The organism is Pandoraea sputorum, assembly GCF_000814845.2.
GTDB lineage: Bacteria > Pseudomonadota > Gammaproteobacteria > Burkholderiales > Burkholderiaceae > Pandoraea > Pandoraea sputorum.
This window is the reverse complement of the sequence record NZ_CP010431.2, coordinates 1,043,384-1,057,253: the sequence shown is the minus strand read 5'-3', so window position 1 is coordinate 1,057,253 and position 13,870 is coordinate 1,043,384. Positions and strand designations below refer to the sequence as shown.

The following is a 13,870-nucleotide window of genomic DNA, read 5'->3' as shown; positions in this document are numbered from 1 at the left end:
CTCACGGAAAAACCGCCGGCATGTCCGGCGGTTTTTTTTCGTCTGTCGTTCAGACGCTATTCCTTCGAAGCGGCAGGCGCAGGCCTCGTCAGTCGTTGCATCTCCCCAAACCATTCCGACAGCGCGAGCAATGCGTTAGCGTCTGCGGCTTGCTGCCCGAGCACGTCGGCGTCGCCGCCTTCCACGTGGGTATAGCGCACGCCGCTGCGCAGATCCTGTGCCCCTTGCGTGGAGAACAGATAGCGCTGTTGCGCCACCGCATAGCGACGTGCGATCGGCACCACACCGAATAGCGGTTCACCGAACCCCACGTAAGGCGCGTCCGAAAGGGCGAGATGATAGAGCGTGGGGAAGATGTCGCGATGGCCGACGAAGTCGTTCAGCCGCACCGGCCCCATCGGCGCATACGCACGCGGCACGCGCAAATAGATCGGCACGTGATAACGCTCGAACGGCGAGAGCGACGCGTTATCCAGATCGCGCCATTGCGGCGCACGATGATCGCCCGTCGCCACCAGAATCGTGTGCGAACTCATCGGTGAATATTTGAGACGGTCGATGAAGTCGCCAAGCGCATCCATAGCGTAGCGATAGGCGCGTATGCCGCGCTGACGTTCGTCTCGCTCCGCCGCGTTGGCGGGTGACGTGCGCCATCCCTTCGTCAGGTCGAACGGGCCGGTCGCCGCATCGTCAGGCACGTTGAAGGGCCAGTGGTTGCTCATCGTCAGCGCGAAGACGAACAACGGTTGGCCGCGCGCGTCGGCTTCCTCCAGCATGTCGTGCACATAGCGCCAGAGATAGCCGTCGTACACGCCGTAGGTGCCGGTGTCGGCTCGCGGATAGCGCGCGACGATATCGGCCTGCGTGATCACGTCGTCAAACCCTTGCTGACGCATGACACGGTCGATATGCCGCCACGTACGTGCGCCGCCGTAGACGAAGACCGTTCGATATCCCTTTTGCCGGAACGGTCCGGCGGCGGCACACGTGAACGGCATCGGCACCGCACTGTCCGTCAGCATCAACGACTGGCTACCGCTGTTGATCAGCAGATGCTCGAGCGTGGAGATCGTATCGGAGCGCGCCGCGACGGCATGCCGGAACCACCATCCGGCGTCCAGATGTCTGCGCATCGCGCCTGCGATGGGAAATCCGTCGGCATCGAGCGACAATCCGTAACCACCCCACCCTTCCATCAGTCCGAAGACGACATGCGGCGGATGCGCCACCAGCATGGCGTTGGGCGGCGTGCGATGCCACGCCGCGCGCTGAAGCGCCGCTGTCGGATCGTACGCATGCCCCTCGCCACCATCGTCTCCTTCGTCTCCTTTGCTGCTCCGGCCAGCGACACGCAAGGCCTGGGCGAGCGCAGCGGCATTTTCGAAACCATGCGACTTCAGCGCACGATTCGGGCTGTCGGCCCGCCCGGGGGCTTCCCGGCTTTGCCGCAGCGCGAGGTAAAGCCGCACAGGCGTGTTGACGAGCAACTCGTCGAGCAGCGGACGCCGCGCCACGCTGACACCCTCCTGCGCCGTCAGCCGCGCCGCAGGCTCGCCACAGGCAGCCATCCAAAGCATCGTGATCACCGCGATCTGCACGATGGCGTCGCGCCATGTTGCCCGTCGCTGCGGGACCAGCGTCAGGCGCAGCGTGCACCACGTCTGCATAAGCGCCAGCCCCAACGCGCACAGCAACGCCGTGCCTACGGGGAGCAGATGGGCTGCGGCGTCCATGGCGACGCCGACATCGTCGTCAAAAATGCTGAAGATCTGAGGGCCGAACGGCACACCGAAGTATCGCAGGTAGAAGTGTTCGACCAGTCCCGCTGCGTTCACGGTGACAAACCAGAGCACGACCCCCGCGACGAAAGTCGCCCGCATGGCAGGTGTCGACGCGAACATCGCCCGCCCGATCGCCAACGGCAGCAGCCATGCCAACACTCCCCAACTGCTTAGCAAGACGTCATAGCGCATGCCGTACCAGAGCCAGAGCATCCATTCACGCGCACTCGTGGTGACAGCAACGTAGTGCGCGTCGGGCGTAAGCGCCATGACGCCGAAGCCACGGATCAGCAGATTGCCAAGCCACGTCGCGAGCATGACGACCGCACATAGGCGCAGCAAGCAAGGGAGTCGGGGATCGGCTGGCGAGGCGAGCGTCGCCGCCGGGATATCGGCAGACGTGCGAGTCATGGCTGGACGGCCCGTTGCGCGGGCGCAAACGAGACCTGCGTGGAAATGGCTGCCAGCCTGACAGCGAATGTCCGACTCCCGATGCGGGTGGTTTCACAACGTGGATGCCCCCTGCCGAACGTGCACGCGCCACGGGCTTGCGGTAATCTCGCGGAATTCGCAATTTACGAATTTTCACGCCGATGAAGCCGATACGCATCTGGGACTTGCCGACACGTTTGTTCCACTGGTCGTTCGTGGTACTGGCCGTCGCCGCCTACGTCACCGCCAAGACTGGTGGCAACGCGATGATCTATCACTTCTGGTGCGGCTACGCCGTGCTCGCGTTGCTGATCTTCCGCTTGATCTGGGGCATCGCCGGTCCGCGCTATGCGCGTTTCTCTGCGTTCATGACCGGGCCGCGCACGTTCGTCCGCTCGCTGCGCAGCACGTCGGAAGCGTCGGACATGCAGGCGCGCTTCGCGGGACACACGCCGCTCGGCGGCCTCTCGGTCATCGCCATGCTGTTGTTCTTCGGCATTCAGGTCGCGCTGGGCCTGTTCTCGAACGACGATATCTTCAACGACGGACCGCTCGTCAAGTTCATCGACAAGGATACGAGCGACATGCTCACCGGCTGGCATCTGCGTAATCAGTGGGTGCTGATCGCGCTGGTGGCATTGCATGTGCTGGCGATTGTGTATTACCGCATCGCACGCAAGAAGGATCTGGTGCGGCCGATGATTCTCGGCGACAAGACGCTGCCCGGCCCCGTGCATCCGGCACGTGACGACTGGCGGGTGCGCGCGGGCGCGCTGGTGCTGATCGTGCTGGCGTCGGCACTCGTGTACCGCATCGTGCATCTCACACCGGCGGTGGCGGCGTTGCCGTCATATTGACGACGCACCAAGGGCCGACCGATGTCGGCGTCGCCCCAATGAAAAAAGCCGGTCGCTTAAAACGACCGGCTTTTTTGTTGGCGCGTAGAACACGCCAGACATGCCAGACAGCTTACTTCGCGCGGAAACTGTCGTGGCAGCTCTTGCAGGTCTGCGCAGCGTCGCCGAAAGCGGTCTTGATCGACGCGAGGTCGCCACCCTTGGCCACCGTGTTGAGCTTGGCCACAGCAGTTTCCATCTTCTCGGCCGCTTGCTGGAACTTCGCCTTGTCGGAGAAGACTTCCGGCTTGGCTTTGCTCTTGCCGTTCGTCTGGCCGCCTTCAAAGGCGGGCCACGGCAGCTTCGAGAGCGTGGCGACGAGTTCGGCGTTCTTTGCCACTTCGTCCTTGTTGAACGGCGCGTCTCCCTTGACCACGGCACCAATGCGGCCGAAGTGGTTGCCCATCAGGAACAGCGCCGACTGACGGTACTCGACGGCGTCGTCGGCTTTGGCGAACTGGGCTTGAGCGAGGGTCGGCGTGAGGACGGCGGCGGCGAGCGCAGCCACTGCGAGAGTGAACTTCATCTGTGGGGTTCTCCTTATGGTTTGTGCGGCTATGATACACACCAACCTGCGTACCCGTATGACACGATGGTCATATGTACAGAAGCCAGCCATAAGGTCGACGAACAAAGACGAAAAACGAAGAACCATGCAAAACGGGCCGCAGAAGCGGCCCGTTTCGGTCATACGGATGATGCAGATGAAGCGTCGCGAGCTTATACGCGCTTGGCGAGCGACTCGGCGATACCGACGTAGTTCGCCGGCGTCATTTCCAGCAGACGCGCCTTGGCATCTTCCGGAATGGCCAGTTGCTTGATGAACGCTTGCAGTGCTTCGCGGGTGATGCCCTTGCCGCGCGTGAGCTCCTTCAACTGCTCGTACGGGTTTGGCACACCGAAGCGACGCATCACGGTCTGCACCGGCTCGGCCAGCACTTCCCACGTGTTGTCGAGGTCTTCGTCCAGACGCTGCGGGTTCACTTCGAGCTTGCCCAGACCGCGCAGGCACGAGTCGTACGCCAGCAGGCTGTAACCGAAGGCCACGCCGATGTTGCGCAGCACGGTCGAGTCCGTCAGGTCACGCTGCCAGCGCGAGACCGGCAGCTTGTCGGCCAGGTGACGCAGCACGGCATTGGCCAGACCGAGGTTGCCTTCCGAGTTTTCGAAGTCGATCGGGTTGACCTTGTGCGGCATGGTCGACGAGCCGATTTCGCCAGCCTTCGTCTTCTGCTTGAAGTAGCCGACCGAGATGTAACCCCAGATGTCGCGATTCAGGTCGAGCAGGATCGTGTTGGCACGGGCCACGGCGTCGAACAGCTCGGCCATGTAGTCGTGCGGTTCGATCTGGATCGTGTACGGGTTGAAGGTGAGGCCCAGACGCTGTTCGATGACCGTCTTCGAGAACGTCTCCCAGTCGTATTCCGGGTAGGCCGACAGGTGGGCGTTGTAGTTACCCACTGCACCGTTCATCTTCGCGAGCAGTTCGACGCGACGCACGCGCTCAAGCGCACGCGCCAGACGCACTGCGACGTTGGCGATTTCCTTGCCGAGCGTAGTCGGCGAGGCGGGTTGACCGTGCGTGCGCGAGAGCATCGGCTGGGCGGCATGTTCACGCGCCAGTTCGCCGAGCTTGGTCACGAGCGATTCGAGGGCCGGGACGATGACTTCGTCGCGCGCGCCCTTGAGCATCATGCCGTGCGAGGTGTTGTTGATGTCTTCCGACGTGCAGGCGAAGTGGATGAACTCACTCGCCTTCTCCAGTTCGGCCTGACCCTGCACCTTTTCCTTGAGCCAGTACTCTACGGCCTTCACGTCGTGGTTCGTGACCTTCTCGATGTCCTTGATGCGCTGGGCATCGGCGTTCGAGAAGTTGGCCGCCAGATTCAGCAAGAACGTCTCCGCCGCGCCCGAGAACGGAGCGATCTCGGCGAAACCGGCCTTGGACAGGGCGATCAGCCAGTGGATTTCGACCTTCACGCGGTTGCGCATGAATGCCGCCTCGGACAGCCAGGGGCGCAGGGCGTCGGTCTTGCTGGCGTAACGGCCGTCGAGCGGGGAAAGCGCGGTCAATGGGGAGAATTCGTCGGACATGGCACTGGGCACCGAAAAAGAAAATCGGGGGAGCCGGCGATGTGCCAACTCGGAAAGGCCAGTATTTTACCATTCCCCGGCCCCGGCCATCTCACACGTTATACTCTGCTCCGCGCTACAGCGATTTATCAAGGATTCACATGAAGTTGATCGGTGCCCTCGCCAGTCCCTACGTTCGTAAAGTCCGCATCGTGCTGGCTGAGAAAAAGCTCGATTACAAGCTCGAGCTGGAGAACGTCTGGGCCGACGACACCCGTATCCAGCAGTCGAACCCGATCGGCAAAGTGCCGTGTCTGGTGATGGAAGACGGCGAAGCCGTGTTCGATTCCCGGGTGATCTGCGAGTACCTCGACACCCTGTCCCCGGTCGGCAAGCTCATTCCCCCATCGGGTCGTGAACGCGCCGAAGTGCGTTGCTGGGAAGCCCTCGCCGATGGCGTGACGGACGCCGCCGTCCAGATTCGCGTCGAAAAGATGTTCCACGACGAGGCCTCGCGCTCGCAGGTGTTCATCGCGCGTCAGGTCGGCAAGATCGAGGAAAGCCTGCGGGCGATGGCACGCGGGCTCGACGAGCGCCAGTGGTGCGCGGGCAACCGCCTCACGCTGGCCGACGTGGCCGTCGTCTGTGCGCTCGGCTATCTCGACTTCCGCTATCAGGAAATCGATTGGCGCGCCGCCCATCCGAACCTGGCGCGCCACTTCGAGCGCATGTCCGCCCGCCCGTCGGTCGCGGATACGGTGCCGACGGACGTCGTGCCGGCACTTTGATGCGACACGGGGCGGGTAACGCTTCGCAGCGCCAGCACCGCCCCCAATGTCCCCAATGTCCCGCTCCGGGGCCGTTCTGCGCCTCGGGATATCTTCCTCAGTCTCACCCGTCTCCGTGCCCGGCAGGCCGAAGCGCCGCGCCGGCGGTGCGCTCCCGCACGCGTGACGGCATGACAACCGCTGGTTGATCGCGCCTGCGGGCATCGGCGTTGCCCGCACGACGTGCGGCGTCGGCCGATGGGCTGCGCGTGATCAGTTCTCCGAGCCCCTGCAGCAAACGCCACGCGCGGGCGTTCTTGTCGTCCGGGACATCGGCCCTGTCGGCCCTTTCTGCACTCCCGGCTCTCGCCACCTTGCCCACGTTCGCGATCGTGTCCCGCATGTCGTTGCGCCCCAGGTCATCCGTCTGGACGAGTGCCTGCGCGGCAGACGGCGAAGCAGCGCCCCTTGATGCCTGCGGCGGCACAACAGCGTCTGCTCCTGCGGGGGCGCGCAGACGCGAGTAACTCGCCATGACCTTACGTACGTAGTTCTGCGTCTCGGGGAACGGCGGCACCTGACGGCCATACCGCAATACCGCCCCCTCCCCGGCGTTGTAGGCCGCGAGCGCCAGACTGACATCGTCATCGAACCGCGAGAGCAGCCAGCGCAGATACGACGCGCCTGCGCGCAGGTTCTCGGCAGGGTCTTCCAGACGGCGAACACCAAAACGCTGCCCGGTGCGTGGCAGGATCTGCATCAGCCCGATGGCGCCGCGCTCCGAGACCGCCTGCGGGTCGTATCCCGACTCGGTGTCGATGATCGCGTGCAACAAGGCCGCATCGACGGAGGTCGCCTGGGCCGCGCGACGCACGAGCGCGTCGAAGGGGAGATTTGCAGGCGCCGCAGTGGCGACAGCGCCGGGGTTGGCGGGTGTGCGGCTCGCCAACGTTGCCGGACCAGCGAGATCGGGATGGTTGCCCAGACCGGGCGCAACGCTCGGGTCAGCCTCCAGGTTCCGTCCCGCGGGCGGCGTTTCCGTTCTCGCCGTCCTCGCCGACGCGATGGACGGTGGCGCCGGTGCCGGGGCCTCCCGTAACGACGAGACGAGGCGTCTCGCGGCATCGCGCGTGCTCACCGCATCGGTCGCAATGATCGCATCGGGTGGGTCCGACGTCTCACGCGCCCCGCGCGACCCGGCGCCGCTTCCACCGGCCCCACCCGACCGATTGGCGACACGTCCCGCCGTCGGCACCGCGATCTGCGCATCCGTGACCCTGGGATGCTGCGGCAGCAACCCCCGATCCGCCGCCAACGACGGCAGGCCGCCCAGCCACAGCGCGCCGGACATCAGCAACACGTGACGCCAACGCTGCCGCCCCCGATTCGTCGGTCGCCCGCTCATGCGCCCTCCCCATCGGGAGTCCGCGTCGCCGGGCCTGCCTGCGCTTCGTCCTCGGCCGAGGACGTCTGCACCTCATAAGGCAAATCCAGTGCGAGCCGCAGAATCGCAGCCACTGCGTCAAAGAGGTCCGGCGGGATCGGTGCATCGATTTCGACGTCGTCCATCAGCCGCCGCGCCACGGGAACGTGCTCGACGACCGGAACGCCCTCGCGCTCCGCAATTCGCACAATGGTGCGCGCACGCGCGTGGCGGCCTTTTTCGATCACCAGCGGCACAGCCGTCTCGCCCGGCACGTAACGCAGGCAAATGGCGAGGCGCGTAGGGTTGCGCACCACGGCCGTCGACCGCTTGACGTTGTCCGACAGGCTGCCGCTCTCGATCGTCTCACGGTGGATCTCGCGCCGCTTGTTCTTGATCTCGCGGTTGCCCTCCACCTCCTTGGACTCACGCTTGATTTCGTCGTGAGACATCATGAGCTGCTTGCGCAACTGATACTTCTGGTACGCGAAGTCCAGACCACCGAACACGACATAAGCGATCACCAGCACCGCCATTAACCAGAACATCAACCGCACGGTGAGCGCCAGCCCGCAGGACGGGCCGCACTGCGCAAGCACGGCCAGCGACGGCGTGTACTGCCGGATCAGATAGAAAAAGACCAGTCCCAGCACGACGACCTTGACGAGTGACTTGCCAAACTCGAAAAGCGACTGCATCGAGAACAGTTGCTTGGCTTTGGCGACGGGATCGATGCGCTCATACTTCGGACGAATCACCTCAGGCGCGACCAGCGCCCCCACTTGCAGGACCATCGCGAGCCACGTCGTCACGATCAGCAGCACGGCGAGGCCGCCTGCGAAGCGCACGAAGATCAACAGCGACGGGCCGAGCATGCCCTGCACAGCTTCCGCCACCGGATCTCTCAGCACGAGGAGCATGCGGGCAATCAGCGCTTGCAGCGCGTCGTAGAGGGCTGGCCCCTCGAACATCAGCCACGCGAGCGTCGCGCCAAGTTGCATGCACACGGCAAGATCGGCGCTCTTGGCGACACGCCCCTTCTTGCGCTCGTCCTGAATCTTCTTGGGGGTAGGGGGAAGGTTCTTCTCGCTCACGCGCGCCTCACGAAGCAGGAAGCGTCACGACCACCCACGTGCGAAGCACCTCGGGCAGGCGATACCAGTGCGCGAGCGGCACGGCAATGGCGAACGGCAGACTGGCGACCGTCACGAGCAGCGCCATCGCGCTTTTGACCGGCATGGCGAGGAAGAACACGTTGAGTTGCTGCGCCGCGCGGTTCACGAAGCCCATCGACATATCGACGAGCACCATCACGACCATCGCAGGCAACGCCACCGCCACGCACATGACCTGCATCGCCTGCCAGAGCGATAGCAGCCAGGCGACGGACGCGTCCTCCCATCGCAAAGGCTGCCCTATCGGCACCGCCACGTACGAGTCGTACAGCGCGCTCAGCACCGCATGTGCCGCCGGTGTGACGAAGAAGAGCACGCAGAGCATCTGCGTCAACGCAATGCCGAAGATCGACGATTGCGCGCTCATGAGCGGATTGAGCACGCTGGCCATCGACGCACCGCGCATGGTGTCGATCACGTACCCCGTCATGTCGACGGCCCAGAACGGTAGCGTCGCCACGAATCCAACGAGACCACCGATGAAAAGCTCTCGCATGATCAACATGCCCCACGCGCTCCACTGCGTTGGCATATTTATCGTCTGATGCACGAGCGCGACGACCGGCAACGCGAGCGCGAGCACCAGCGCGTTGCGCAACATGCCTGCGCCGAGCATGCCGACCGACAGTACCGGCAGCAACATCGCAATGCCTAGCGGGCGCAACATCGCCACGCCCCACGCCTGCGTCCAGCCGAACAGGTCGGCCCACAGTGGCGCAATCACCATATCGGACGACGCGCTCAGGGTGGCGATCTTCGGCACATCGACCATCTCGACCATCTCGACCATATCGAACATCGCGCTCACCCCATCCTGCTGATTTGCTCGAACGCGCTGCCCGCGTAGTTGAGCAACACATGGCCCATCCATGCATAGGTCGCGGCCAGCGTGACCGACACGGCAATGAGCTTGATGAGGAACTGAACCGTCTGATCCTGCACCTGCGTGAGGGCCTGCACCAGCGACACCAGTACGCCGACGGCGGACGCGACGACGACCGTCGGCAGTGACATCAGCAACGTGAGCCAGAGCATTTCACTGGTGAGATTGACGACGATGGCTTCGCTCATGAGCAGGCTCCCGGCGGCGTCATGCGTACGAGAGCATCAACTGCCGCACCAGTTGCTCCCAACCGTTCATCATCACGAAGATGAGCAGCTTGAACGGCAGGGCGATGGTCATGGGCGAGACCATCATCATCCCCATCGCGAGCAGGATGTTCGAGATCACCAGATCGATCACGATGAACGGAAGATAGAGCAGCAAACCGATCTTGAAGGCCTCGGCCAACTGACTCAGCGCGAAGGCAGGCATCAGCACGAGCAGCGAGTCAGCACCCAGCCGGTCGCGATGCGCTTCCGGCCACGTCTCACTTCCCAGCCCGGCGAAGAAGTCGCGTTGTCTGGCGTCGGTGTGACGGGTGAGAAACGCGCGGTACGGCGAGAGCACAGTGGCGTCTACGTCGGCTACGAAGCTTTTCGATGAGAGCGACACCGGCCGGGCGCCGACGTTGGCTTCGATGTCGAAGGCGACCGGCGCCATGATGAAACACGTGAGAACGAGCGACAGACCGTAGATCGCGATGTTGGGCGGGATCTGCTGCGTCCCCAGCGCATTGCGCAGAAGCGCGAAGACGACCGCCAGTTTCAGGAAAGCAGTCCCCAGCACCACCAGCAACGGCATGATCGAGAGCAGCGATAGCAGAACGACAAGCTGCACCGGATGGTCGAGCAAGGACATACGAACTCCAATGAACGCCTTCGTCCGCCGGACAAGCACGCCAGCCTGCGAAGACGAAGGAAGAGACAGCGGGACGAGGCGAAACAACGTGGCAGCGACACGGCCGGAACATAGCCGTGATACGGCCGAAACACAGCCGAAACACAGCCAAGACACAGCCGCATGCTGACGAGGCACGACGCAGAGGTCGTCGATCGGCAAATGGTAGGACGTGACCGAATGCACGCCCATCGGGTCACGACCCGAAATCAGGGCACCGGATCGATTTGCACCGCAAGACGCCCATCGCCGAAGCGCAAAAGACGTCCGTTGGCCCATGGCGTACCGTCGCGCCAGAGCGAGATACGTGCGGCGCTCAAAACGTCTGGCGGCGCGCGCTCATGTGACGTCGCGCGCCCGAGATGCCACGCCGCCAGACTCGGAACGGGCAACGCCCTTTCGGCAATGACCGCGACCAGACGGGTACATGACGCCGCGCCGCCTTCCACGGTGCCCGGTGTCGGGAGAAAGGGCAACACGACGTGTCGCTCCGTAGGTTGTCCGTCGCACATCGCAATGCCTCGCTCACCGTCGAGCAGCCAGTACTCGCCGGACGCAACGTCGGCCGCCACGTCTAGCAGTACCGCGCCGCCCTCGCGCAGACGTTCACAAAGCGACGCTGGGAGATCGCCCCAGCCCACCGCGAGGAGGCACCGACGCGTCGGCAAGCCGGACGGGTCCAGTGGCGCGTCGCACGGGATCGCGCGCTGGCAACGGTCCGTGAGCCACGTCGTCACACCATCGAGATGCATTAACGCCAACCGACGCGCCCCGCGCTGCAACACGATGCCGATGCGCCATGTCGTCTCGACGGACTCGCGTGTGATCACCGTCACCTGCGGCCAGGAAGTCGGCGCAGCGAATGTGTCCTCGCGCGCCCGGCGCATCGCGGCAACTGGCCGCTCAGTGTCCGGGGCGATCCCCGCCATCGCCTCGCGCTCCGGGTCTTCGTCGCCCTCGAAGTCCGCGCCCTCCGTTGCAAGGGTCAGCGACGCGGCGCTCGCCTGCCAGTCCGGCGGCAAAGCCTCCCACGACGGAACAGGAAGTCGGTCGCCGAGCCACTCCGCCCATTGTCCGGCGTCGCACCAGAAGTGCGTCTGGCCCACGACGCCTTCATCGACCCGTGCGGTCGCAATGAGCCCGTCCCCCCTGCGCGAAGCCATCCGACGCGCACCTCCGTCCCGCCTTCGATGAAGCGCACGCAGCCCGTGCCCGCGAGTACCCCCTCCAACGCAACGCCGACATCGCGCGTCAGCGGATGATCCGACACCGCCCCGGTCTCATGGCGCATAACGCGCCTCGACTTCGACAGTGACGGGCAGCGCGAAGCGTGACGTCAACGTCCGCGAGAGTTGCCCGCGATGTGCCAGCAGTCGGCGATACATCGTCAGACGCGCGCACAGCAGACTCACGGTAATCCCCTGCCGTCCGCGACGGGCTTCCACAACCAGTGTGTCCAGCGCACCGCCATGCACGACGACGCGCAGTGCGCTTGCGCTGTCCCAGTTCGCATCCTGACGGGTATGCCAGACACGCAACCAGCGAAGGACATCGGCGGGACCGGTCACGCAGGCTGCTGGTTCGCCCGCTAACGCGAATGCTCGCTCGTCTCGGTCGTCGCAGTCGGCCCGGCCGTTGTTTCTTGCTTGTGAAACCGCTGCCGTGTCGCGCTGGTACGAAGTCGATCGTTCCGACAGACTGCCGAACGCATCGGCGGACAAGCCACTGCGGCGGATGGTATTCATTGTGAAGTCCTCGAAATGGCGGTTGGAATGGAAACTGATCAGCGCCGGGAGTCGACTCAAGTCCGGCAGAACTTCAACAACTCACGCAATTTCTCCTGTTTCCTGGCGTTGCTCTGAAGGCGTTCGCGCTGCTCACGCACATTGGCTTGCGCTTGCCGTGCGATGTCGATTGCCCTGCTGTGCCGGGCTTTGGCGTCGACCAGCGAAGTGCGCTCCTCCTCCACGAGACGCGCCGCGCCTGCCGCCTCGCGCGGCCCATACACGCCGCCGCGCGACAACGCCCTCTGCCATACATCACGTTGAGCATCGCAAGCGCGTTCACACATAACGACGTTATCGTCGGCCTCCCTTGCCGCCGACATGAGGCGTACCAATGCAGCACGTAAGCCGGCTTCCCGGCGTTGCGCCAGCATCGCCAACGCGGCGATGCCGTCGCGGTCTTTCAGTTCGCGAGATGCTCGAGCCATGCGAGGGTGTCGTCGAACGTGGCCACCTCGTGCTGGGCCTGACAAAGGAAAGCACGGATGTCCGGCGCGCGCGCCAGCGCTTCATCCGTATCGGGATCGTTGCCTGCCTGATACTCGCCGACGCGAACGAGCAGTTCGACGTCGGCCGCAAGCGCCATCGCGCGCCGCACGCGAGCGGCGCTTTCTCTATGCTTCACACTTGCGACTTGCGTCATCACGCGCGACAGGCTCTTCGGCACGTCGATGGCGGGGTAGTGATTCTCCTGAGCCAACCGCCGCGACAACACGATGTGACCGTCGACAATCGAACGAACTTCGTCGGCGAGCGGCTCGTCCAGATTGTCCCCCTCGACCAGCACCGTATAGAACGCTGTGATGCTGCCGCGCTCACCTGTCCCGGCGCGCTCCAGAAGACGCGGCAACCGCGCATAGAAACTCGGCGGCAAGCCGCTCGTCGCCCCAAGTGGCTCACCTGCTGCCATGCCGATATCCCGCACCGCGCGGCCGAACCGGGTGAGCGAATCCATGAGCAGCAGCACGTTCTTTCCTTCGTCACGAAACGCTTCGGCGATCGCCGTTGCGGTATACGCAGCCTTCATCCGTTCCAACGCGGGACGGTCGGACGTGGCCACCACGCACACCGTTCGTGCGCGCGCTTGAGGTGTCAGCCCCTGCTCAATGAATTCACGCACCTCCCGGCCACGCTCGCCGATCAGCGCCAGCACGATGACATCCGCCGCTGCCCCCTGACACATCATCGCGAGCAACGTACTCTTCCCGCCTCCCGCCGCCGCGAATATGCCCAGACGCTGGCCACGACCGCACGTCAGCATGCCGTCGATGGCTCGAATGCCAATGGGAAGATGCGTGGAGACGAGCGCGCGTCGCAGAGGCGGCGGTGGTTCGGCGTCCAGCGCGCGCCACTCGACATCGGCGCGGCTTGCACCGGACTCGGTGGCCAGCGACCGTCCGAGGCCATCGAGCACTTCACCGACCAGATGCTCGCCCACCGCCACACGCGCCGACGCCCCCAGCGCCTGCACCAGCGCGCCATTAGCCACCCCCGTCGGCTCGGCATAGGGCGCCAGCCAGACGTGCCTCCCTTCCACCGCAATAACCTCCGCATCGAGCGCCGGAGACATCACCCGGCACTGCTCTCCGAGTGCAGCGCCGGGCAACCGGGCTCGCATGGCGTTCGACGTGATCTTGTCGATACGACCGTAGCGCACTTCGCGTGGCGCGCCCTTGCGCAAGTCCTCGCATGCCTTGCGCTGCGCGTCCAGCGTGCGACGCAGTCCATTGGCGATTCGTGCTGCATCGGGGCGGCGCAT

General features: G+C 64.4%; 14 protein-coding genes. 2 read left to right on the top strand and 12 right to left on the bottom strand.

The window, feature by feature from the left end; genetic code table 11:
* Positions 1-56 precede the first annotated feature (56 nt).
* Positions 57-2,192 carry an LTA synthase family protein gene (locus tag NA29_RS04830; protein ID WP_039396294.1) on the bottom strand — a complete coding sequence of 712 codons (2,136 nt, stop codon included), beginning with the start codon at positions 2,190-2,192 and terminating at the stop codon, positions 57-59.
* 182 nt (positions 2,193-2,374) lie between these two features.
* Between NA29_RS04830 and NA29_RS04825 the strand changes: the two genes are divergently transcribed.
* Entirely contained in the window at positions 2,375-3,070 is a 696-nt protein-coding gene (locus NA29_RS04825; protein WP_039396291.1) for a cytochrome b/b6 domain-containing protein, read from the top strand.
* Between the two features lie 112 nt (positions 3,071-3,182).
* Here the strand turns inward: NA29_RS04825 and NA29_RS04820 are convergent, their stop codons facing one another.
* Together NA29_RS04820 and purB are read right to left on the bottom strand one after the other, a co-directional pair.
* A complete protein-coding gene (locus tag NA29_RS04820) occupies positions 3,183-3,635 on the bottom strand; it encodes a c-type cytochrome (protein WP_039396288.1) in 453 nt (150 codons plus the stop codon).
* A gap of 194 nt (positions 3,636-3,829) precedes the next feature.
* Positions 3,830-5,203 carry an adenylosuccinate lyase gene (gene purB, locus NA29_RS04815; protein ID WP_039396286.1) on the bottom strand — a complete coding sequence of 458 codons (1,374 nt, stop codon included), beginning with the start codon at positions 5,201-5,203 and terminating at the stop codon, positions 3,830-3,832.
* A 140-nt stretch (positions 5,204-5,343) separates the two neighbouring features.
* Here purB and NA29_RS04810 point away from each other — a divergent pair, with 140 nt between their 5' ends.
* Positions 5,344-5,970 carry a glutathione S-transferase family protein gene (locus NA29_RS04810; RefSeq protein WP_039396284.1) on the top strand — a complete coding sequence of 209 codons (627 nt, stop codon included), beginning with the start codon at positions 5,344-5,346 and terminating at the stop codon, positions 5,968-5,970.
* A 103-nt stretch (positions 5,971-6,073) separates the two neighbouring features.
* On the opposite strand, the gene NA29_RS26475 is transcribed toward NA29_RS04810, so the two are convergent.
* From NA29_RS26475 to NA29_RS04765, 9 genes are all read right to left on the bottom strand, one after another.
* Positions 6,074-7,354 carry a lytic transglycosylase domain-containing protein gene (locus NA29_RS26475; protein WP_306592192.1) on the bottom strand — a complete coding sequence of 427 codons (1,281 nt, stop codon included), beginning with the start codon at positions 7,352-7,354 and terminating at the stop codon, positions 6,074-6,076.
* Positions 7,351-8,466, bottom strand: a complete 1,116-nt coding sequence (locus tag NA29_RS04800) for an EscU/YscU/HrcU family type III secretion system export apparatus switch protein (RefSeq protein ID WP_052252528.1) — start codon at positions 8,464-8,466, stop codon at positions 7,351-7,353. Before NA29_RS04800 ends, NA29_RS26475 begins: the two co-directional genes overlap by 4 nt.
* Before the next feature lie 7 nt (positions 8,467-8,473).
* Positions 8,474-9,346 (bottom strand): type III secretion system export apparatus subunit SctT, encoded by an 873-nt coding sequence (sctT, locus tag NA29_RS04795; RefSeq protein ID WP_224786953.1) that lies wholly within the window; start codon positions 9,344-9,346, stop codon positions 8,474-8,476.
* Between the two features lie 5 nt (positions 9,347-9,351).
* On the bottom strand, positions 9,352-9,618 hold the full coding sequence (gene sctS, locus NA29_RS04790; RefSeq protein WP_039396281.1) for a type III secretion system export apparatus subunit SctS: 267 nt from the start codon (positions 9,616-9,618) through the stop codon (positions 9,352-9,354).
* A 19-nt stretch (positions 9,619-9,637) separates the two neighbouring features.
* Positions 9,638-10,288, bottom strand: coding sequence for a type III secretion system export apparatus subunit SctR (gene sctR, locus NA29_RS04785; protein WP_039396277.1), 651 nt, complete (start codon positions 10,286-10,288; stop codon positions 9,638-9,640).
* 248 nt (positions 10,289-10,536) lie between these two features.
* Positions 10,537-11,490 (bottom strand): type III secretion system protein SepQ, encoded by a 954-nt coding sequence (locus NA29_RS04780; protein ID WP_072633200.1) that lies wholly within the window; start codon positions 11,488-11,490, stop codon positions 10,537-10,539.
* Positions 11,491-11,607: 117 nt separating this feature from the next.
* Positions 11,608-12,072 (bottom strand): hypothetical protein, encoded by a 465-nt coding sequence (locus tag NA29_RS04775; protein ID WP_150777679.1) that lies wholly within the window; start codon positions 12,070-12,072, stop codon positions 11,608-11,610.
* Between the two features lie 56 nt (positions 12,073-12,128).
* Positions 12,129-12,539: a hypothetical protein gene (locus tag NA29_RS04770; protein ID WP_039396269.1), complete on the bottom strand. Its 411-nt coding sequence runs from the start codon at positions 12,537-12,539 to the stop codon at positions 12,129-12,131.
* The gene (locus NA29_RS04765) at positions 12,515-13,870 is read right to left on the bottom strand and encodes a FliI/YscN family ATPase (protein ID WP_039396266.1); all 1,356 of its coding nucleotides are present in this window, start codon (positions 13,868-13,870) and stop codon (positions 12,515-12,517) included. Before NA29_RS04765 ends, NA29_RS04770 begins: the two co-directional genes overlap by 25 nt.